Source organism: Streptomyces prunicolor NBRC 13075 (genome assembly GCF_000367365.1).
Classification (GTDB): domain Bacteria; phylum Actinomycetota; class Actinomycetes; order Streptomycetales; family Streptomycetaceae; genus Streptomyces; species Streptomyces prunicolor.
This window is the reverse complement of the sequence record NZ_BARF01000034.1, coordinates 210,062-231,855: the sequence shown is the minus strand read 5'-3', so window position 1 is coordinate 231,855 and position 21,794 is coordinate 210,062. Positions and strand designations below refer to the sequence as shown.

Annotated in this window: 13 protein-coding genes, 1 tRNA gene and 1 pseudogene; 8 read left to right on the top strand and 7 right to left on the bottom strand. The window is 69.9% G+C overall.

All coding sequences use genetic code 11. The features are described 5' to 3' along the window. Positions 1 to 299: 299 nt before the first annotated feature. Positions 300 to 2,051, bottom strand: coding sequence for a serine/threonine-protein kinase (locus tag SPR02S_RS16835; protein ID WP_019058153.1), 1,752 nt, complete (start codon positions 2,049 to 2,051; stop codon positions 300 to 302). A gap of 480 nt (positions 2,052 to 2,531) precedes the next feature. Between SPR02S_RS16835 and SPR02S_RS16825 the strand changes: the two genes are divergently transcribed. Genes SPR02S_RS16825 through SPR02S_RS16810 form a run of 4 tightly spaced genes read left to right on the top strand, consistent with a single transcriptional unit; the run spans position 2,532 to position 7,884 of the window. Further along, entirely contained in the window at positions 2,532 to 3,035 is a 504-nt protein-coding gene (locus SPR02S_RS16825; RefSeq protein ID WP_019058151.1) for a DUF4365 domain-containing protein, read from the top strand. Between the two features lie 8 nt (positions 3,036 to 3,043). Then, complete coding sequence (locus SPR02S_RS16820) at positions 3,044 to 4,129, top strand: hypothetical protein (protein ID WP_019058150.1); 1,086 nt, start codon at positions 3,044 to 3,046, stop codon at positions 4,127 to 4,129. A 30-nt stretch (positions 4,130 to 4,159) separates the two neighbouring features. Continuing rightward, positions 4,160 to 4,771, top strand: a complete 612-nt coding sequence (locus SPR02S_RS16815) for a hypothetical protein (RefSeq protein WP_019058149.1) — start codon at positions 4,160 to 4,162, stop codon at positions 4,769 to 4,771. Further along, entirely contained in the window at positions 4,768 to 7,884 is a 3,117-nt protein-coding gene (locus SPR02S_RS16810) for an ATP-binding protein (protein ID WP_019058148.1), read from the top strand. The genes SPR02S_RS16815 and SPR02S_RS16810 overlap by 4 nt, the downstream gene beginning before the upstream one ends. Positions 7,885 to 8,249: 365 nt before the next feature. On the opposite strand, the gene SPR02S_RS55825 is transcribed toward SPR02S_RS16810, so the two are convergent. The 4 genes and pseudogenes from SPR02S_RS55825 to SPR02S_RS16795 form a co-directional block, all read right to left on the bottom strand. After that, a complete protein-coding gene (locus SPR02S_RS55825; protein WP_019058147.1) occupies positions 8,250 to 8,804 on the bottom strand; it encodes a nucleotidyl transferase AbiEii/AbiGii toxin family protein in 555 nt (184 codons plus the stop codon). 90 nt (positions 8,805 to 8,894) lie between these two features. Next, positions 8,895 to 8,969 (bottom strand) — tRNA-Gly (locus SPR02S_RS63130). Positions 8,970 to 9,048: 79 nt separating this feature from the next. Continuing rightward, positions 9,049 to 9,324, bottom strand: a pseudogene (locus tag SPR02S_RS64875) (MFS transporter); the annotation flags it as partial. 225 nt (positions 9,325 to 9,549) lie between these two features. Further along, a complete protein-coding gene (locus tag SPR02S_RS16795) occupies positions 9,550 to 10,656 on the bottom strand; it encodes a sugar ABC transporter substrate-binding protein (protein ID WP_019058145.1) in 1,107 nt (368 codons plus the stop codon). 609 nt (positions 10,657 to 11,265) lie between these two features. On the opposite strand from SPR02S_RS16795, the gene SPR02S_RS16790 reads away from it, so the two are divergent. After that, positions 11,266 to 13,014, top strand: a complete 1,749-nt coding sequence (locus SPR02S_RS16790; protein WP_106436968.1) for an esterase — start codon at positions 11,266 to 11,268, stop codon at positions 13,012 to 13,014. Between the two features lie 65 nt (positions 13,015 to 13,079). Here the strand turns inward: SPR02S_RS16790 and SPR02S_RS16785 are convergent, their stop codons facing one another. Then, complete coding sequence (locus tag SPR02S_RS16785) at positions 13,080 to 16,742, bottom strand: nSTAND1 domain-containing NTPase (RefSeq protein WP_026150619.1); 3,663 nt, start codon at positions 16,740 to 16,742, stop codon at positions 13,080 to 13,082. Between the two features lie 333 nt (positions 16,743 to 17,075). Here SPR02S_RS16785 and SPR02S_RS58960 point away from each other — a divergent pair, with 333 nt between their 5' ends. Both SPR02S_RS58960 and SPR02S_RS16775 read left to right on the top strand, forming a co-directional pair. After that, positions 17,076 to 18,734, top strand: a complete 1,659-nt coding sequence (locus tag SPR02S_RS58960) for a serine/threonine-protein kinase (protein WP_052346991.1) — start codon at positions 17,076 to 17,078, stop codon at positions 18,732 to 18,734. Positions 18,735 to 18,938: 204 nt separating this feature from the next. Then, complete coding sequence (locus SPR02S_RS16775; RefSeq protein WP_019058142.1) at positions 18,939 to 19,478, top strand: hypothetical protein; 540 nt, start codon at positions 18,939 to 18,941, stop codon at positions 19,476 to 19,478. Between the two features lie 284 nt (positions 19,479 to 19,762). Here the strand turns inward: SPR02S_RS16775 and SPR02S_RS16765 are convergent, their stop codons facing one another. Continuing rightward, positions 19,763 to 20,632, bottom strand: coding sequence for an SDR family NAD(P)-dependent oxidoreductase (locus tag SPR02S_RS16765; RefSeq protein ID WP_019058140.1), 870 nt, complete (start codon positions 20,630 to 20,632; stop codon positions 19,763 to 19,765). 146 nt (positions 20,633 to 20,778) lie between these two features. Between SPR02S_RS16765 and SPR02S_RS16760 the strand changes: the two genes are divergently transcribed. After that, positions 20,779 to 21,639, top strand: a complete 861-nt coding sequence (locus SPR02S_RS16760; RefSeq protein ID WP_026150618.1) for a helix-turn-helix transcriptional regulator — start codon at positions 20,779 to 20,781, stop codon at positions 21,637 to 21,639. The last annotated feature ends 155 nt before the right edge of the window (positions 21,640 to 21,794 follow it).

Below are 21,794 nucleotides of genomic sequence, written 5' to 3'. Positions count from 1 at the left end.
TCCCGAGGGCGGGACGGAACTTCGTGCTGTACGACCTCATCCATCCGATCGTCAGGCATCGCGAACCGATCACCCCCGACTGAAGTGGCCGACCGAGCGGGCGGGGTCGCCGTGGCCTAAGGATGTCCGGTCGATGCTGTCCTCGCCGATGGACGCCACGTCGAAGCCGCGGGTGGCCGGTGCGACGCCCAGGTGGTCGCAGCATGGGTGGCTCGGGAGCGGGTACCACCCGGCCGGACCCGGCCGGATTCGGCGACCGAGCCGCCCCTGTTCAGCACTGCGCGGGTGGGGCACGGGCATCACTCCGCGCTGCGCAGGGCGAGCCAGGTCTCGCGGTCCACGATGCCGTCGGCGTCCAGCAGTTTGTCGCTCTGGAAGCTCCGCACCGCCGACTCGGTTCCGGCACCGAAGTCGCCGTCCACGCCTGTGCTCCCGACGCCGTATCCGCGTTTCATCAGCATGCACTGCACCTGCAGCACACGCTTGCCGCTGTCTCCCAGGCGCGTGCGTCCGCTGCCGCGGTAGTACGTGCAGTCCGAGATCCAGGCCGGGGTCGCGGGCTCGGTGGTGGGCGGACTGCTCGGGGACGAGGAGGGAGTCGCGTCGGCCGAGGCGCCGGGATCGGCATAGGGAGCGGAGGGAGTGCCCTGCACCGCCGGTGCGGCGGAGCCGGAGTCCTCGGGACGCGTGGCCGCGCCGTCCGGGTTCGCGGGGCCGTCGACGCTTTTGCCGGAGGCAGCCCTCGCGCCCGAAGCCCCGGGCGTCGGTGAGACGGCGGTGCCACCGGGCACGGTGCGGCCGGTCGTCGTGGCGGAACCCGGGGCGGAAACGGCGGGCGGGGCGTCGTGGCCACTGACCATGAAGACCCCTGCGGCCACCGCGCAGACGGCGATGCCCGCGGCGACGGCCCGTACCGACTTCTTCCGTGCCCAGGTAGGGACTTTGCTCCCCGGAGGGCGCGCCGATGGCATGCCGGTGGCGGCATCGGCGGCCACCACCAGTGGTTCGGGAACGGGCGGATCAGGTCGGCCGTCCGGCCCGGCCGGTGACGGCGGCATCGCCATCGGCCGTTCGTCCGGAGACCGTAATCGGGCCTGGGGTGCGACGGGGAGGCGGTACAGCACCTCGTACGCCCGCTGCCGGGCCAGCAGTTGGTCGGCCAGCGGCTGGGGCCACACGGTCGTTTTGGTTCGTTCGCCGGCCGTGTCGATCAAGTCCTGCCCTGTGGGCCGCTGTTCGGGCTCCTTGGCCAGGCAGGCGGTCAGCAGCGAGCCGAGCGCGTGGTCCGCCGCCGAGATCTCGGCGATCAGCTCGGGGTCCGGCTCCTCGAACGCCACCCGGTGCATCACGTCGACTCCCGTACCGTCGCCGAACGGGGCGCGCCCCACCGCCGCGTACACCAGCGTTCCGGCGAGTGAGAACACGTCCGACGCGGTGTCGGATCTGCCGGTCCTCAGGTGTTCCGGCGACATGTAGGCCGGAGTTCCCACCCGGACACCCGTGCCGGTGATCGTGCTGGCGTCGATGGCCTTCGAGATGCCGAAGTCGATCACATGCGCGCCTCCGACGGACAGCAGCACGTTGGATGGTTTCAGATCCCGGTGCACGATCCCCGTGGCGGCGAGGTCGGCCAGTGCCTGCCCCAGTTCCGCGACCAGGCGCCATACTGCGGCCGTCTCCAGGGCACCGTGCTCACGTACGGCATGCGCCAGATCGAGCGCCGGGAGGTACTCGGTGGCCATCCACAGCAACTCGTCCTGGAAGCCCGTGCCGCAGAGTCTCGGTGTGTGCGACGTGCTGACGCGTTCGTGCACCGACGCCTCACGCTCGAACCGGCGCCGGAAGCCGGGATCTTCCGCGTACTCCGGCCTGATCACCTTCACAGCGGCCAGACCGGCACTGCCGTCCGCCGGACGTGCGAGGTAGACGCGCCCCATACCGCCGCTGCCGAGCAGGGCCAGCGGCGTATAGGGGCCGATGTGGTCCGGGTCGCCCAGGCGCAGGGGTGAGGCACCGGTCTGCCGCAGCGCGGCGGCCTCGTTCGTTGCCAAGCCCGGTGGCACCGGCCGCTGTTCTGACACGGATCCCCCGAAGTGATGTGCGCCGTACGTCAGTTCGGCCCCCAGGGTTGACGAGGCTATCCGAGCCGTGGCGTCCGTTCAGGGTTTCCCGTACTTCCGTTCCACCGGAGGGCTGCTCGGGCTTGCGTTCTGGGAAGTGGTGTACGGACTCGACCTGATCCGTACGTGAGGTCAGGCGCAGAGTTGTTAGGACACATAACTGCGTTGAGCAGGGGCGAGGTTCGTCGTTCCCTAACGGGAGAACGAGCCATATGCGGCAACCACAGCATCGTCCGTACCCGGCCGGAGCGGAGGCCCGCCCCTGCATCGCATCAGGGATGAACAGCTGCCTGTCGGCCATCGTTTCGCAGGCCTGTCGGAAGGTCCGTTATGGGGCCCTGACAGTTGTCAGCGCGTGCCGTAAGGTTCTGACTACTGTGTGCCACAGTAGGGGGACATTGGGGGGCTTTCGTGCTCGATGCGAAGCAGCATCAGGGCAAGTTCGGCGAAGACTACGTCCGTGTGCTGGCCTCTGCCGCAGGCCTGATCGTCCTGCAAGGCGATCTCGACGCGGACGGGGTCGACCTCGGGTTCCGCGCCACCGGCCGCTACGGACGGACGCTGTCACCCACTGTCGAGGCTCAGATCAAGACATGGTCGACGCCGTCCGTGTCGTCCGGCCACCTGAACTTCCGCGGGCTCAACGAGCGGCAGTTCAACAAGCTCGCCGGTCCCGACTTCACCGTGCCCCGGTTTCTGTTCGTCATCTGCGTCCCCGCCGACAACCAGGCGTACGCGGCCATGAGTACCGACGGTGTGATGCTCCGTCACCTCGGCTACTTCGTCTCGCTTCGTTCCGAGGAGCCGATCAAGGACCCCGACCGTCGCCGAAAGCGTCCGGTCAGAGTTCCGACAGCGAACGTGCTCACCGCCGCCTCACTGCGCCGGCTCGCCGAGACGCAGTCCGACTGGTAGGGGAACCGATGACGATTCCGCTGAAGGTCGACGACATCGCCAGTTATCTGGCGGAAACGGGCTGGGAGCGGGATCCACAAGGCTGGCGCGGCGCGAGTGTGTGGCAACACCCGGGCGACTACGAGGTGTTGGTACCCGCTCGCGACGGCATGGGCGACAACGACCGCCGAGTACGGGAGATCCTGCGCTGTCTGTGCGCGCTGGAGGACCGGCCGGCGGGCGACATCGCCCTGGAGATCGCCAGACCGCAGCTGGACAAGCAGTCCTTCCGCACGTTTCCCACCGGCCACGACCCCGGCTACACCTCGCTGCTCCTGGGTACGCAGACGGTGCTGGGTGTCCGCAACCTCCTGACGGCGGCGGCGCGCACCGTCGTGCAGGGTCCGCACTTCGCCTTCGCCGGCCGGCAACCGGGCGTGGTGGGCGACCTCTTGCGCGCAGCCGAACTCGGCCCCTCCCGCGCCGGGAGCTACGTCGTCGAGATCCGGGTGGCGGCGGACGCGACGGCCCGAACCCCGAGCGGGGAGCAGGTCACCGGTCGGGCCGTGCTGGTCCAGATGCTCGAGGCGGTGAGCGCGGCCCAGGCAGCCGTGGCGGCCGACGCGCCCGCGGCCTTCGACGAGACCGTCACGGCCGGCGTCTCCGCGGATCTGTGCAAGGCGCTCAGTGAACTCTCCGGTTTCGACCGGAGCGAGCCCTTCGAGATCGGCTTCCGGTGGGCGCGCTCGCAGCCACTCGATGTGCCGTCACGTGTCGTCGCGTTCCCGGAGACCTCGGGATCGCTTCTGCACGCCGCGTCCCTGCGGCTTCGCGGCCTCAACGCCACCGGTGCCGCGACGCTCTCCGGTGTGGTCGAGGGGCTGCATGACGACTCCTCCGGCAACGACCGGTGGCGGATCAAGGTCCGCGGTGAGTTGCGCACCGAGCACGCCGAACTGGTCCGGCGGGCCGTCTGGGTGCGGCTCCCGGACCAGGCCTCGTACGACCGTGCGATCACCGCGCATCGGGAACGGCAGGTGATCACCGTCATGGGCGAGTTGTCCAGCATGACCGGCCGGGTGGAACTGGTGCCCAGGCGGGGGTCTGACATCTGACCGCATTTCGGCTCATCGAGGAGGGGTACTGTGCCGACGGAGTTGACTGTACGGGATCATGCATCGCTGTTCGCCCTGATGGTGGTCGCACGGCCGGTGACCAACCGTGAACTGCGCGAACTCGCCGGCCTGGAGATCACCGCGGCGGTGCGACGGCGAGTGAACCAGGATGCCGAGCGGATCGTGACCAGGAAGCACGGTGCGGTCAACACGCACCAGCTCACGTCCGCGGGCCGGACCTGGTGCGAGTCCGCTCTGGTGGCCGGACGTCCGGACGGAGCGAAGTTTCCGGCCGGGGTGCTCTATGCGGTGCTGGACAACGTCGGACAGTACCTGGCCCGCTCCGGCACCAAGTTCGGCGAGTTCTTCCAGCCCGACGTCGAGGACTGGATCCGCGCGGCCTACACGGAACTCACCGTCCGCCGGAAACCGGGCAGCTGGGTCAGACTGTCGGCGCTGCGCCCATGGCTCGAGAACCTGCCGCGAAGGGCCGTCGACGCCGAACTCGACCGGATGATCGAGCAGCCCGACGTACAGCTGATGGGCGAGCTCAACCAGCGCACGCTCAGCGACGAGGATCGCGGAGCCGCCGTCGACATCGGCGGCGAACCCCGCCACCTGCTGCGGATCGGACCGGCGTGAACGGGGAACTCGCCGCCCTGGAGACGCTGTACATCAACACCGCGCTGACCCAGGAAGAGATCTGGACACCGGTGACCTCCTACCACGTCGACGGCCTTCATCCTGAGGTGTTCCGGCGGCTGGGGAGGGCGATGAGCGCCGTCGAGCGCGCCCACTCGCCGGTTGCGACCGTGGTGCGTGGCGAGAGCGGCTCGGGCAAGACGCATCTGCTCGGCTGGACCCGCCACGAGATCCAGGAGCGCGGCGGCTCCTTCTTCTACGTCAAGCTCGTCACCGGCCGGAACTTCTGGGAGAGCGCCGCCGACAGTCTCGTCGACAGTCTCTACCGGGAGGACGAGGGCGGCCAGGAACAACTGATTCGCCTGCTCGACAAGCTTTCGCGCCAGGCTCGCCTCGACCCGGACACCCATACCGCCGTCACTGGCCGGCGCGAGTTGACGCGAGCCCATGTCGATGCGTTCGTTCGGGGAATCCGGACCATCGACCGGCAGGTGGGCAACGAGGCCGCGGACACGGCCCGCGCGCTGGCGCTCATAGCCTCCACCGGCGACTCCGTGGAGATCGGCAGGGCCTACTTCGCGCTCAACGACGACGACGGGGACAAGCGCGCCGCCTGGGGGATGTCGCCGGGCGGGCGACAGGCCCAACTCGTCCTCCGCGATCTGACGCGCCTGTTCGCCCTGGCCGGACCGCTGGTGTTCGCCTTCGACCAGCTCGACACCCTGGTGTCCGCCGCGGAGACGTCGTCGCTGACGTCGGTCCCTTCCGGCGAGGGCCGGGCCGCCAAGCGGCTGAGCAGTGAGATCGCCACCGGCCTGATGGAACTGCGGGAGGAAGCCCGCCGGACCCTGATGGTCGTGGCGTGCCACGAGGACACCTGGGAGCAGATTTCCCGGGCGGCCGTCCGGTCCGCCCTGGACCGGTTCGAGGTTCTGCCGACGCTCGGCGCGATTCCCGACGAAGCCACCGCCGCCGCCATCGTCAGCAGCCGCTTTCGGACCTCCTACGAGTCGGTGGGGTTCACTCCGCGGTATCCCACCTGGCCGGTCACCGCGGCGGCGCTGGCCGAAGCCCCACACCGTTACACCGCACGGCGGCTGCTCATCCGGGTCCAGAGGCACATCGAGGCGTGTCTGCAGACCGGCACGGTGGCCGAACTGATCTCCCTGGCAGGCGCAGAGCCCACGGCAGCCGCACCGCCCGCACCGGCGAGGGCCGTCAACCTGAGCACCCTCACGGAGCACTTCGACAAGCTCCGTGCCGAGGCGGACGACCTCGGGCCGCTCGACCCCACGACCGAGGACGGGTTGATGCCCGCTCTGCTGGGCGCGGGGCTGCGGAGTCTGGTCAGGGAACTGGGCGCCGACGAGACGCGGTTCTCCATCGAGACCGACTTCGGCCGCAAGGCGGCGTTGCACGCCCGGTTGCGCTATGTCGTGGACGAGGCCAGCGAGAACGAATTCCACTGGTCCTTCCGGGCGATCGCCGCGAACAACGCCATCGCCGCCCAGAACCGGATTCGTAACGCGGCCGTGGAGGCCGGCCTGACGGCCGACCTGGCGAGCCGCCGGCTGATCCTGCTGCGGAACATGCCGTACCCGAGCGGCCCCAAGACCAAGGGCATCAAGGACGACTTCGAGGCGCGGGGCGGCGTGTCGTTACCGATCGGCGCCGCCGACCTCCGGACCCTGGCCGCCCTCCGGGCCATGCTCGACGACCGTACGTCAGGCCTGGACGAATGGCTTCGGCAGGATCGCCCCGCTTCCCGCATCGAGGTCTTCGCGCCGGTGCTGGGAGACTTACGGCAGCATCTCGGCATCGCGACCACGGAAGTCGGCTCCAGGGTGGCGGCGGATGCGGCGGACATACCGGAGGACGCCGAGGCGGCTCGTACCGAAATCGTCGTCGGAACCACGGTCCGGGGCGGCCGTTCGTTCGCGATACCCATGGAACGACTCCGGATGCACACCGCGGTGGTGGGCGCGGCGGGATCGGGCAAGACGGTCCTGATCAAGCGACTTGTGGAGCAGTGCGCTCTGCGCGGCGTCTCGGTGATCGTGCTGGATCCGAACGACGACCTCGCACGGCTCGGCGACCCCTGGTCGCGCCCGCCGAAGGGCTGGACGGACGACCATGAGCGCGAGGCCCGACGCTATTTCGCGGATGTCGAAGTGGTGGTGTGGACACCGGGTCTGAACCGGGGACGTCCGATCTCCTTCTACCCGCTTCCCGACTTCGGTCCCGTCCTTGACGACGAGGACGACTTCCCCCGTCTGGTCAGGTCGACCGTGACCTCACTCGCGCCACATGCCGGTGTACGCGGCAGCAGTGCTCGCGCGACCCAGCAGCTGGGGGTCCTCAAACGTGCCCTCGAACGGTACGCGCGCGACGGCGGCAAGACCCTGGCCGGCTTCGTCGAGCTGCTCGCCGAGCCCCCGAGCGACATCGTGAACAGCAGGACCAGTCGCTTCGCGGTTCAGATGGCGGACACGCTGGAAGCCGCGATGGAGACCGACCCGCTGTTCGGGGAGTCCGGCGCACCCGCCGATCCCGGAATGCTCCTGATCCCGTCGCCGGGGAAGGCCGCCCGTATCTCGGTGATCAGCTTCATCGGCCTGTCCGGCGACGGACCGGCCCAATTCGTCAGCCGCCTCCAGGCGACCTTGTTCTCATGGTTCAGGGCACACCCGGTCGGCGACCGTGCCCTGGGCGGGCTGCTGGTGATGGACGAGGCGCAGAACTTCGTGCCCTCCGGTGCATCGAATCCGAGTACGGACAGCACGGTCGAACTCATCCGCCAGATACGCAAGTACGGACTCGGGATAGTCCTCGCCTCACAGCTCCCCAGGGGGATCCACAACCAGGCGCTGGGCAACACCGTGAACCAGTTCATCGGCCGACTCACCCAACCCGCGCACATCGAGGCCGCCAAGACCATGGCCCAGGCGCGGAACGCGGTCCTCGACAACCTCGCCGGTCTCAAGGCCGGCATGTTCAACGCCGCAAGCGAGGGGACCGGATTCAGCAAGATCGAGGTGCCGATCTGCCTCAGTCACCACGATGTGCCGCTCACGGAGGACGAGATCGTCGAGCGAGCCCGCCGGGGTACCTGAGCGGTCGTGAGGTGGTGAGCGCGTCCTGGCCCGTGCCGAAACCCTGACCTGCGCGGACAGGGTCGCCAGGGCGCTTGAGCCGTCCTGTCCCGGCGGTCACCCCCATGGCGGTGGGTGAGCTGCTCACCGCTCATCTGGCCGTCGTAGTCCAGTCCCCCGACGGACCACGCCGTTTCCGACCGCACGATGTCATCCGGGAGCACACCCAGCAGGTGTCGAGGGACCTCACGGAGGCCGAAAGCCGCGCCGTTCTGCGGGCCGTGGCCGACCTGATTTCCGTCGGCGGCGATTCAGCGGCGAGGCTCGGACGACGCGCCGGACCGCCTCAGCCGACGCTGCCTGGCGCGCGAGGACTTCACTCTGGTTCAGCTGCGATCTTGGTCGGATTCGGGCTGGGTGAGTTGCTGTTGCCAGTCGTTGAACTGCCGGCGGAGCGCGGCGGCTGCCTGGGTGTCGAGGCCGTAGGTGGCGTATTGCTTGTCGGTGTAGCGCTGCACACGGCGGAGGGCGTTGGCGAACATCCGACGGTCGAATCCGGCGTCGTTCTGTGTGGCGAGTTCGATCAGCCGCTCATGGCTGTAGCCGGTCTTGAGCAGGCCGTCGACATCGATGGCGTCGCGGGCCTCGGCCCGGGTGAACAGGGCGATGGTTTTGCCGGCGGCGACGTCGTAACGGTGGAGCAAAGGACCGAGCTCGGAGGGGACGGGCGCATGGCGGAGGAATTCTGCGACGAGTTCCACCTTGGTTTGCGATCCGGTGGACGGATCGATGACGTTCAACCGGCTGTAGGTAGGGGTCTGTTGGGCCGTCTCCACCGTGTATCCAGCCGCCGAATACGCCTTGATGAGCCGGGCGACCGCCTCGGGCATCTCGTCGGCGGCGCGATCGATGGGCGCTAACAGGTCGACGTCATCGCTCATTTGACGCGAGCAACGCGCCACGAGAGGAAGTGCCATCGGTAAGCCCTACAGCCGACCTGACCTGCGGAAACGCGGGGTGTAGCGAAGCGCCCCCGGCAGGACTCGAACCTGCGGCCAAGCGCTTGGAAGGCGCCTGCTTTGGCTGTGCTTGATGGGCGCTGAGCTGCGGAAACCGCCAGCTGTAGCAGGCCCCTGTATAACGCGGAACCTGCGCGGGGAGGCGGAGTCTTTGTGTTCGTGGGTTGTTGATCCCGCCGTAGGCCGCGCCGAAGATCAGCAGGACGAGGCCGAGGGTGAGGGGTGAGTGGGTGAGTGGGGGGAGGGAGATGCTGAGGGACAGCAACACGGCGCAGACGACGGTGACTTGGTGGTTGCCGTAGCGGTGGCAGAGGCGGCCGGTGAGCATCATGGTGATGACGGCGCCGGCGGAGACGCCGAGGAGGGCGAGTCCGAGGGTGCTGGCGGAGGCGCCAGTCTGGTGCTTGATGGCGGGGATGCGGACGACCCAGCCGGCGAAGATGAAGCCGTCATCAGGCTAAGTGGGAACGGGACGTGGGGACAAGGGCGCCGATGGGTGGGCTGGCAGGCGTCGTCCGCAGCGCTCGGCGTGTGCGGCTTCTTGGCCTTGTCGCTCCGAAGACCGCGGGGGACGGCCTGAGGGAACCGCGGAACTCGTCCGCCGTTCCCTTGTCGGCTGTCCCCTGCGGCGGTCGGCCGGTGGCGGCCACGTGCCGGTCGGTGGCTGTTACTTCAGGCCGATCGCGGCGCAGTCCGCCGCGTACTTCGGGGTGCAGATGTCCTTGACGGTGTAGATGCCGTCCGCGATCACCGTGTCCTTGATGTTGTCCCTGGTGAGGGCGACCACCGGTACCAGCATCGTGGGGATCTTCTTCTCGGTGGGGCTGTCGGCCGTGTCGCGGGTCAGCGAGTCGAACTGGATGTCGCGGCCCTGGACCTTGTACACCGCCATCTCCGCGGCGCGGGTGGCCTCTTCCGGGAAGGGTTTGTACGCGGTCATGTACTGCTCGCCCGAGACGATCCGCTGCACCGCGTCCAGGTTCGCGTCCTGGCCGGTCACCGGTGGGATCTTGGTGGCGCCCGCGTCCTTCAGCGCCTTGATGACGGCACCCGCCAGGCCGTCGTTGGCCGCGTAGACGGCGGCGATGTCGTCGAGGCCGACGGCCTTGATCGCCTTCTTCATGTTCGCCTCGGCGACCGCCGGCGACCATTTCGAGGTGTCGTATTCCTTGGCTATGACGACCCGGTTCTTCAGTTCGCCGAGAGCACCGTCCTTGAACTTCGCGTAGTTGGTGTCCGCGGGGTCGCCGTTCATCATGACGATCTTGCTGGATGCCGCCTTGCTGCCGAGCGCCCCCATGATGGCGCGGGCCTGGATCTCGCCGACGAGTTCGTTGTCGTGCGAGACGTACGCGTCGATCGGGCCCTCTGCGAGCCGGTCGTAGGCGATGACGGGGATGCCGGCGTCCTTCGCCTTCCGGACGTCCGGCGCGATGGCCTTGGAGTCCAGCGCGTCCACCAGGATGACGTCGACTTTCTGGTCCACCATCTGCTGGAACTGCGCGCTCTGCTTGTCCTGGCTCGCGTCGGCGTTGGCGTAGACGACCTTGCCCTTGCCGTTGGTGAGGGCGGCGACCTCCTTCGTGATGACGGGGTGGTCGAAGTTCTCGAAGCGTGCGGTGTCCCTGTCGGGCAGGAGCAGTCCCACCGTGATGTCGTCGCCCTTCTTCGGAGACGCGGAGCTGTCGCCTCCGCCGACTCCGTCGATGACGCCGCACGCGGTGAGTGCCAGCGCGGACGCGGAGGCGGTCAGGGCTGTCGCGAGATGACGCACGGGGATTCCACAAAGGACGGGAGCGCTCACGTCAGGCGCCTTTCGATTGTGCGAGGGGTGCAGGGGGGGCTTTTGGTGGTCGTTGATGTGCGGTGGGAAGTGGCCGCCGGACAGGGGGACTTGGCCCTTTTGCGCCTGCGGGGGCAGGAAGGCTCCGATACGGCTTCTGCGACCGGGGGAGCTCCTTCGTCTGTGGCGTTCCTGTGGCCGACCGTTACCGTCCCACTTCCTTGATGTGGACGGGGTGGCGCTCGTGGAGAGAGGTTGTGGTGGATTCGGTGACCCGGTTTGACTCGACCGCGTCCGTGAGGCACACCCGCCACGAGGCGACAGGGCCCAGGGAGAGCAACACGGCCCGGGCGACGGTGACTTGGCCACTCGCATACCTCGCCCTTCGTGGCGTACCGGGCGGGCGTCCCGCGGCGAGATTCCTTCTAACAAAATTATCATCAAAATTGTTAACAATTATGGCCACGACTCAGGGTCCCCACCTACAGTCTGGCACTCGTATGAGCCGCACAGCCTGACGTGCCCGCGGTGCCGCCGGGGTGGTGCCCAGGCGCGGCTGTGACCACGCAATTCGCTGTACAAGGAGGTCCACGGGTGGACATGAACCGCAGAACGGTTATCCGCAGCGCCACGGGCGTCGCGGCCCTGGCCGCGATCGGAACCGCCGAGGGCACGGCGGGCACGGCGTTCGCCGCCACCTCGTCGTCGAGCAGTTCGTCGAGCACGTCCTCGGCGTACTCGCTGGAGTTCGACTCCACCGCCTGGTCGTACGACGCGACCAACGACGTGTACTACCAGGTCGGCAAGGTGTACGTCACGAACCCGGCCGCGACGGACTACGAGAACCTGTCGATCTACGTGCCGGGCGCCTATCTGACGGCCACCGCGAACAGCGACGGGACCACGTACACCGCGAAGATCAACCGGAAGGGCACCGTCGGCCAGTACTCGGGACACACGGCGCCGATCGTGATCCCGGTCAACACCCCCGGCTACGCCCAGCAGGCGCCCGCCACCTCCTACAGCTACACCAGCGTGTCGGAGTACCTGGAGGCCGGCCTCATCTACGTGTGGCCGGGACTGCGCGGCCGGGACAGCTCGACCAGCACCCGCTCCGACGCCGCGCCCTGGGGCGTGACCGACCTGAAGGCCGCGATCCGCTTCCTCCGGTACAACCGCGGCGTCCTGCCCGGCAGCACGGACGACATCGTCCTGTTCGGCATGAGCGGCGGCGGCGCCCAGGACACCGTGGCGGGCGCCTCCGGCGACAGCCCCCTCTTCGACCCGTACCTGCGCACGATCGGCGCAGCGATGGAGGACGCGCACGGTCGGCCGCTCAGCGACGCGGTCGCCGGCGTCATGGCCTGGTGCCCGATCACCGACCTCGCCGAGGCCAACCTGTCCTACGAGTGGAACATGGGCCAGTTCGCCTCCACCAGTACGCGCGCGTCCACCACGTGGACCAGCGCCTACTCGAAGGACCTCGCGAAGGCCTGGCCCAAGTACCTCAACCGTCTGGGTCTGCGCGACGAGCACGGCAGGCGCCTGCAGTTGACCGAGTCCAGCAGCGGCACCTACCTGGCCGGCAGCTACTACGACCACCTGATCGGGGTGATCACCACCTCGCTGAACGACTTCCTGTCCGACAACACCTTCCCGTACACCATCACCACCCAGGGCGGCCCGCCCGGATCGGGCCAGACGGGGACCTCGACGACGTACGAGACGGTCGCCGACTACATCGCCCACCTCAACACCGACAGCACCTGGGTCACCTACGACGCCACGACCAACACCGCCACGGTGTCCGGCCTCGAAGGCTTCGTGAACAGCCAGAAGACCGCGAACAAGCCGGTCGGCGCGTTCGACGGGTACTCCCGCGGGCAGGGCGAGAACAGCGTCTTCGCGATGGGCCTCAACGCCCCGTCGCACTTCGCGCCGCTCACGCGGGACGTCATCGAGGCGAACGAGACGACGTACGCCACGTACTCCGACTGGAATTCCGCCTACGGCTCCGCGGCGTACGACAGCGACTTCGCCCAGAAGGACAGCGTCGGCAAGGACATCCTCTGGCGGGGCGACGCGTACAACCCGCTGTACTTCCTCTCGCCCGCCTTCGACGGCTACCGGCGGTCGCGGGTGGCGCCGCACTGGCGCATCCGCACCGGCATCATGCAGGGCGACACGGCCAACACCACTGAGATCAACGTCCAGTTGGCCCTGCTGAACTACGGCGTCCGCGATGTCGACTTCGCCACCGTGTGGGCCATGGCGCACACCATGGCCGAGCGCACCGGCGACGCGACGGCGAACTTCATCAGCTGGGTGGAGTCCGTCGTCAAGAAGTGATCCCCGGTTCGGACAGCCCGGGTGCCCGCCCGACAGACCTCGACCGGGCACCCGGCACCGAACGATCAGCCGGAGCAGGCCGCGTCCCGGTGGCCACCCAGGTAGGTGGCCCGTTCCAGCGGTGTGAAGCCGCGGTGCTCGGCGGCGCAGATCTTGTCGACGGACTGCTTCGGGTCGAGCAGTGTCAGGTTCCACAGCCGGGCCGTCCCGTCGCTGCTGCCGGTGGCCAGCGTGCGGCCGTCGCGGCTGAAGGCCACGGACCGTACGGGCCCGGTGTGTCCGGTGAGGGTGGCCCGCAGCCGTCCGGTGGCCGCGTCCCACAGGCGTACCGTGCCGTCGTCGCTGCCGCTGGCGACGGTGCGGCCGTCGGCGCTGAAGGCCACCGCCCACACCTGGTCGCCGTGGCCGGTCAGTACGGCCCGCTGCTTCCCGGTGTCGGTGTTCCACAGCCGTACGGTGCGGTCTTCGCCGCTGCTGGCGAGGGTCCGCCCGTCGGGGCTGAAGGCCAGTGCCTTGACGGTGCTGGTGTGGCCGGTGAGGGTGGCCAGGGTGGTGCCGGTGGCCAGGTCCTGGAGCAGGATCGTCTTGTCGTACGCGCCGGTTGCCAGGGTGTGACCGTCGGGGCTGACGGCGACGGACCACACGGGTTTGGTGTGCCGGGTGGTGAGGGAGCGGCCCTTGCCGGTGGCCGTGTTCCACTGCCGCAGCTCGCCGTCGTCGTAACGGGCGATCAGGCTCCGGCCGTCCGGGGTGAAGGAGACCGACCAGACGTTGGCCCCGTAGCGCAGAATCCGGCGGGACGCCGCCGTGCGCACGTCCCACAGGCGTACGGTCCCGCCGACGTTGCCCGTGGCCAGCGTGCGGCCGTCGGGGCTGAACGCGACGAACCGTACGGCCGCGGTGCGACCGGGGAGCGTGGCCCGGAGTTTTCCGGTGGCCGGGTTCCACAGACGGGTTCTCCCGTCGTCGCCACCCGTGGCCAGGGTGCGGCCGTCGGGGCTGAGGGCCACCGAACGGACCGGCCCCGTACGGCTGTTGAGAATGGCCCGGGCCTGCCCGGTGTCCGGCTGCCACAGCCGTGCCGTGCTGTCCTCGCTGCCGGTGGCCAGGGTGCGGCCGTCCGGGCTGAACGCCACCGACGTGACGGAGTCCGTGTGTCCGGTGGTGATGGTCCGGCTCTCGTCGGTGGCCAGGTTCGTCAGCCGCAGCGTCTTGTCGTTCCCGGTGGTGGCCAGCGTGCGGCCGTCCGGGCTGAACGCGACCGCCATCACCGGGCCGGTCTGGCCGGTACGCAGGATGTGGCTCTCGTGCAGCTTGACGGACCGTACCGGCCACATCCGGACGGTTTTGTCGAACCCGCCGCTGGCGAGAGTCCGTCCGTCGGGTGCGAAGGCCACGGACCGCACGGGTCCGGTGTGGCCGGTCAGCGTGGCCAGCGCGCGACCGGTGGCCGCGTCCCACAGGCGCGCGGTGCGGTCCTCGCCGCCGGTGGCCAGGAGGTGGCCGTCAGGGCTGAACGCCACCGACCAGACGAGTCCGGTGTGGCCGGTGAGCGTGGCGCGGGTCTTCCCCGAGTCCACGTCCCACAGGCTCACCGACGCGTCCCCGGCGGCCGCGATCGTACGGCCGTCGGGGCTGAACGCCACCGCGAACACCGTGCCCTGGCCGGGGAACCTGGCGCGGACCGTGCCCGAGGCCACATTCCAGAGCCGGACACCGCCCTCCCCGCCGGCGGCCAGCGTCCGGCCGTCGGGCGCGAACGCCACCGCCACGGGCACACCGTCGGGGTCGGTGAGCGTGGCCCGGATCCTGCCGGTGGCCGTGTTCCACAGCCGTACGGTCCCGTCGTCGCTGGCGGTGGCCAGCGTGCGCCCGTCCGGGCTGAACGCCACCGACCACACCTGGGCACTGTGTTCGGTGAGGCGGTAGCGCAGCGGCAGGGCGGCAGCCGTGTAGAGGCCGGCGACGGCCTCGGCGGTGGGTTTCGTGCGGTACGCCTGGACCGCGAGCAGCGCGGCCAGGTCCGGGTTGGTGTCCAGCAACGCCCCGGACTGGGCGGCGAGTTGCCGGGACAGCGCCGTGCGCTGCGCGGTGACGGCGCTCTGCCGCTGGGTGAACGCCAGCCCGGCGGCGATGACCGCCAGCACAAGCAGAATGGCCAACCCCGCGACCAGAGAACGCAGTCGGCGGGCCGTACGAGCCGTCACGTGCTGTTCCGCGTCCCGCGCCCTGAGGCTCGCGGCAAGGAACGCCCGCTCCGACGGCGCGAGTTGGGTGACACCGGCAAGCGCGTTGAAGGATTCCTCCGCCGCCGTCAGCCGCGCCCCCCGATACAACGCACCGGCGTCCCGGTCCAACTGCTCCCAGGCGACGGCCGCTTCGGTGAGCAGTCGATGCCGGCGCAGCAGCTCACGGTCGCGGTCGATCCATTCGCGCAGTCGTGGCCACGCCGTGATCAGCGCCTCGTGGGCGAGGTCGACGGTGTCGTCGTCGAGGGTGATCAGCCGGGCCCGGGCCAGCCGGTCGAGGACGACGGCCGTGTCGACGGTGCCGCCCGCGTCGAGTTCGGCGCGATGGGCGGGGCGGCTGGTGTCGTCGCTGTCCTCGCCCGGCACGATCAGCCGCAGCATCACCCTGCGGGCGAGCGCGGCCTCCTCGGGGGAGAGGCTGCCGTACAGGTCCTCGGCGGTCTGCGTGATCGCGCCCCGGACGCCGCCGGCGGCCTCGTACCCCTTGACGGTCAGTGTGCGGCCGCGGCGGCGGCGCCAGGTCTCCAGGAGCGCGTGGGACATCAGCGGTAGTCCGCCGGGCCGGTCGGACACGTCCGCGACGATCCGGTCGGTCAGGGCGCGCTCCACGGTCAGGCCCTGGGCGGCGGCGGGTTTCACGACGACCTCGCGCAGTTCGTCCGTGCTCATCGGGGCGACGAGCAGGCTCGCGCCGCGCAGCGCGTCCGCGAGACCGCGGTGCTCGCCGAGACGGCCGTAGAGGTCCGCGCGTACCGCGATCACCACCCGCAGCCCGCCGCCGGGCCGGGAGGCAGTCAGCAGCCGGTCGAGGAAGCGGGTGCGCTCGGCGGGGTCCTGGCAGAGCGTGAAGACCTCCTCGAACTGGTCCACGATCACCCACGTGTCCCCGTCCCCCGTGGTCTCGGCGGGGGTGAGCGCCCGGGCGTGGGTACGCGCCGGATGCTCGCCGGGGGTGAGGATGCGTACGGCCGACGGGCGGGTACCCGGCCAGGCGTCGTCGCGCAGCGCCGGCACCAACCCGGCCCGCAACAGGGACGACTTGCCGCTGCCCGAGGTGCCGACGACGGCCACGAACCGGTTGTCGAGCGCCAACTCCGCGAGATCGGCGACCAGTTGGTCCCGGCCGAAGAAACGGCCGCTGTCGCCCGGTTCGAACCGCGCCAGCCCCCGGTACGGCGCCGTGACACCCTCCTTGTCCTCGGCCGGCCGCCCCGCCTCCTCCTCGGACGCCTCCCGCCAACGCCGTTCCCACTCACCGGGGTCCGCGCCACAGGCCCCTACATACGCGAGGACGACAGCCAGCGACGGGAGACGTTCACCGGCCGCCGACTCCGACAGCGTGGCCGCGGAGAAGTCGACGCGCTCGGCCATCGCCCGATAGGTGATCCCCCCGGCCTCCCGGCGCAGTTGACGCAACGCGTACGCGAACCGCTGCACCGGCCCGGCCGCGGGATCCAGCGGACTCTCCGGACGCCCCATGCCGTGCCCCCCCTCTACGGCCGTCTACGACCATCTACGACGTCACCCGCGGAACCGTGGGCCGGCCGAGCGTCCCGCGTTCCCTCCCCCCAAGGGGAACGCGGGACGACCTCCCCCCACAGCACCGAGTTCACCGGGCCGACAGTTGATTGGCAGCCCATTCGGACGCGTCAATCAATGGGAAGTCTCCCGTGGAATGGGGGAGTTGGACCTCGGCCTTCGCGCGCGGGACCTCCGCCTGCGGGAGACCCGGTCAAGGAGCCTGCCCGGGCCCGGCGTTGCCGATACGCTGACGGGCAGCCATGAACCGGGGGCGGGGCTGGGGGCGGGTGCATGGATCCGCAGAAGCGGTTGTCGGTGGGCGGATACGTCTGCGAACGCGTGCTCGGCCGGGGCGGGCAAGGTGTCGTGTGGCTCGCCCGGGACGGGGCGGGGCGGCAGGCCGTGGTGAAGTTCCTGCTGCCGGGCAAGGAGTACGACGAGGTCGCGCTCGCCCGCGTACGCCGGGAGTTCGGCGCGGCGAGCCGGGTCGGTGAACTCGCCACGGCGCGGGTCCTCGACGCCGACCTGTCCGGGCAACACCCGTACATCATCAGCGAGTTCGTCCCGGGCCCCACGATCCACCAGCATGTGCGGACCACCGGCCCGCTGTCCTCCGGGCGGCTCCAGTCCCTCGCGCTGGCCGTCGCGCACGCGTTGGCGCAGGTGCACCGGGTGGGCGTCGTGCACCGGGACATCAAACCGTCCAACATCCTGCTCTCCCCGGACGGACCGCGGATCATCGACTTCGGTATCGCCCGCGACGACCGCTCGCACGAGTCGGCGCTGACCACACCGGGCGGTGTGCTCGGCTCGCCCGCGTACATGTCGCCCGAACAGGCCAGGTCGCTCCAGATCACCGGCGCCTCCGACGTGTTCTCCCTCGGCGGCACGCTGTACTTCGCCGCCACCGGGCGGCATCCCTTCGCGGGGGAGAGCGACTACGAGGTGCTCGTCGCCGTGTGCGACGGCGCCGCGGATCTCTCGGCGGTGCCGGAGCCGGTCTGTTCGGTCATCGCCGACTGTCTGCGCAAGGATCCGGCGCAACGCCCCACAGCCGCCCAGCTCGTCACCCGGTTCGCGGAGGCGGTGGGGGTTGTGGGGGCGGGGGCGGCGCCGGAGGGCGTGCGGACGGAGTCGCGTACGGCACCGCCACCCCAATCACCCCCGCGAACCGGGAGCGGCGACGCGGGCTCCGGCAGAAGCGCCAAGCAGTTGCGGCTGTGGGGGTTCGCGGCCGGTAGCGCCGCTGTGGCGGTGCTGCTCGCCGTCGTGCTCAGCACCACCTCGGGCGGATCGGCGACGGAGGGCGGCCCGCAGCCGCACGGCTCGGATTCCGCGAGCTCCCAACTCCTCTCGTACACCGATGACTTGACCGACTCGGGCGACTGGTCGCACAAGGACCCGGCCCTGGCGAGGATCACGCACCAGGGCGGGACCATGCTGGTGGATCCCCGGCCGGAGTTGGAGGTGTGGCCGCAGGCGCCCTTCGAGCCGTCCTCGTTCGCGGTACGACTGAGCACCCAGACGGAGTGGTACGGGGGCGAGGGCGGGGTCGGGCTGTGGTGCAACGGCTCGGGGGACTACGCGAAGGGCTCCCGCTGGGCGACCTACCTGACCACCGATCAGGAAGCGCTGATCGTGCGGGAGTTCAGGTTCAAGGGAAAGTTCCAGCACGACAGAGTCGTCGAGGTCGACCTCGCGGACGTGGGCCTGAAGCTGGCGAGCCGGCGGGAGATCGACATGTCGATGACCTGTTCCGCCGCCGGCCAGGGCCGGATCAAGGTGGGGCTCGCCGTCAACGGCACCTCGGTCGCCTCGTACACCGGCGCCGCCTTCGACGCCCGGGGCTGCGGTGTGGCCGCCTTCCACTACAGCGCGACCGACCCGCAGGGCACGGCGTACCACGCGGGTTTCGAGCGCTTCACCGCGACCGAGTTGTCGGCGGGCTGACGAGGTAGGGCGGGGAGTTGACGTCGTAGGCGGCGCGCTGCTGGCCCCCTTCTCAACGAACGCTTTCATCGAACGCTCTCACCAACTCTCCCTCGGCTCTCCTCTCCCCTTGCGGAATCGGTAGCTCCGCCCGGGCGAAGGGCAGAACGGGTCCATGCACCATGCAAGTCGACAAGGACCCAACAAGTCCCTGGAGGTGGTGACTTGACCGTCATCGTCGGCCTGGTCCATCGCGGGCGTGTCCATCTCGCCGGAGACTCCGCGGGCAGCAGCGGGTCGCAGCTCACGATCCGGCGCGATCCGAAGGTCTTCACCAACGGCCCCTATGCACTCGGCTTCACCACCTCGTTCCGTATGGGACAGCTACTGCACCACGCGTTCGAGGCCCCCCATCCCAAAGGCGACCTCGCCCGATTCATGACCACGGGTTTCATCAACGCCGTCCGAACCTGCCTCAAGGACGGCGGTTGGGCCCGCAAGGACTCCGAGCAGGAACAGGCGGGCGTCTTCCTCGTCGGCGTTCACGGCCGTCTCTTCGAGATCCACGGCGACTATCAAGTCGGCGAGCCCGTCGAGGGATACGCCGCCGTGGGCTCCGGGGACGACCTGGCTCTCGGCGCCCTGCACGCCACCGCCCACCTCGGCCTCAAACCACGCGAACGCCTCACCGCGGCCCTGCGCGCCGCCGATCACCACAGCACCTACGTCTCCGCTCCGTACACCTACGTCAAGACACCCCGCTGAACTCCGCCCATCGGTGTCGGTGGCCCATGGCGCGATCCCGGCCATGACATCGATCGACGAACCGCTCCTCCTTGGGACGGCCGCGAAATACGGCGTACCCGCCGCCGGGCGGTATGCCGGGCTCCGGTACGAGCAGCATGGCCGGGAGTGTGGGATCACCGGCCACGGCGCAGTTCATGCGGATCTCGCCGAGGCGACGGTCTGTTCCGGGTAACCGTGCGGGACGCAGATCTCGGCGTGGTCGGCGGCATCGAGGCGAGCCCCGACGCAACCCTTCGGGCGGCTCATCGGGCGACCGCGCCCACGAGGTCGGCGGTCGCGTCCCACAGGCGGCCGGCCAGGGCCGGGTCGAGCCCCGCCTTGCCCGGCTTGCGGAGGGCGGGGGAGCCGCGGAAGCCGCCCGGGCCGGCCGGGCCGACGTAGGAGTTGCCGGGGACGTCCTGGGTCGCGGCGTAGAGGATCGACAGGGCCCCGCGCTCGGGGGTGTTGGTGAGGAATGTGAGCCGGTTGACGACGTTCGAGCGGGAGTGGGCCGCCAGTGAGGTGCGGGCGATGCCCGGGCTGGCGAGGACCGAGCGGACCGGGCTGCCCGCGGCGGTCAGTCGGCGCTGGAGTTCGAGGGAGAAGAGGACGACCGCGAGCTTCGACGCCTGGTAGGCCTGCATGCCGTTGTGCTTGCGGGTGCGCCAGTCGAGGTCGGCCAGGTCCAGCCTGCCCTGCTTGTGCAGCTCGCTGGTGACGTGCACGACGCGGTCGGTGATGCGATCGAGCAGCAGGGTGGTCAGCAGGAAGGGGCCGGTGTGGTTGGTGGCGGTCTGCAGGTCCAGGCCGTCGGCGGTGCGCGCGGCGGGGATGTCCATCACGCCGGCGTTGTTGATCAGGAGGTCGAGGTCGCCGGACCAGGCGTCGGCGAAGGCGCGTACCGAGGTCAGGTCCGACACGTCGAGCGGGCGGACCTCGAAGGTGCCGGGCAGTCCGGCGACGGCGTCGCGGGCCTTGCCGGTGTCGCGCACCCCCAGCACGACTCGGGCACCGGCGCGGGCGAGTTCGCGTGCGGTGATCAGGCCGAGGCCGCGGCCGGCCCCGGTGATCACCACCGTACGGCCGGTCAGGTCGGGCAGGTCGTTCGAGGTCCAACTGGGCATGCTGGTCATGGGACTTGGCTCCTGGTTCGCTGTGTGGGGCGACCGGTGATCGCATCGCCAGTGAACTCGCCCCGCCTCAGGCGCCGGAAGGACCTCCGCAACCACTGAATGCCAGGTCGTGGCTAAGCCCGGCCGGATGGCCAACGATGAGCACCATGGACCGTACGTTCGACCGCTCGTCCCTCGGCACCTTCCTGCGCACCCGGCGCGCGGCCCTGCAACCGGAGGACGTCGGGCTGCGTCGCGGGCAGCGCAGGCGTGCTCCGGGTCTGCGCCGCGAGGAGGTGGCGGAGCTGTGCACGATGTCCGCCGACTACTTCGCCCGGCTGGAGCGTGGCGACGGGCCGCAGCCCTCGGAGCAGATGCTCGCGGCGATCGCCCGCGGCCTGCGGCTGACCCCGGACGAACGCGATCACCTGTTCCTGCTCGGCGGGTACCGAACTGCCCACCGTGACCTACGACTTCACCATGTGAGCCCCGGGCTGATGCGGGTCATGGACGGCCTGGCCGACACCACCGCGCAGGTCATGGGCCCGCTGGGGGAGACGCTGCTGCAGACGCCGTCCGCCGTGGCGCTGCTCGGCGAGCAGACCCGGTACACCGGCAACTCCCGCAGCGCGACCTACCGTTGGTTCACCGACCCGGCCGAGCGCGAGCGCTACGACCCCGAGGACCACGACGACAACAGCCGGACCAACGTCGCCCTGCTGCGCGCGGCCGTCACCCGAAACGGGCCCAACTCCCCTGCGGCAGACCTGGCGGACGTCCTGCGGCGCGTCAGCGACGAGTTCGCCCGGCTGTGGGAACGGCACGAGGTGGGCCTGCGCTGGAGCGAGACCAAACGCTTCGTCCATGCCCAGGTCGGACGGCTGGACCTCTACTGCCAACTCCTCCTGGAACCGGACCAGGGCCAGTCGCTGCTCGTCTTCACCGCCACCCCGGGCACGGAGAGCCACCAGAAACTCGCCCTCCTCACCGTGCTGGGCACCGACCGGTTCACCACCGACGCGGAGTGATCCGGACGATGCGCGCGAGCTGACCCGGCGGACCCCGCCCGACCTGGGCCGATGCGTCAACCCACCCTGCACGTCAGTACTTTCTTCCCCAGCTCTTTCCTTCCGCCGGTGAACCTCGGCGGCTCCTTTCACCTCTACGACGGGTAGTGGAGGGT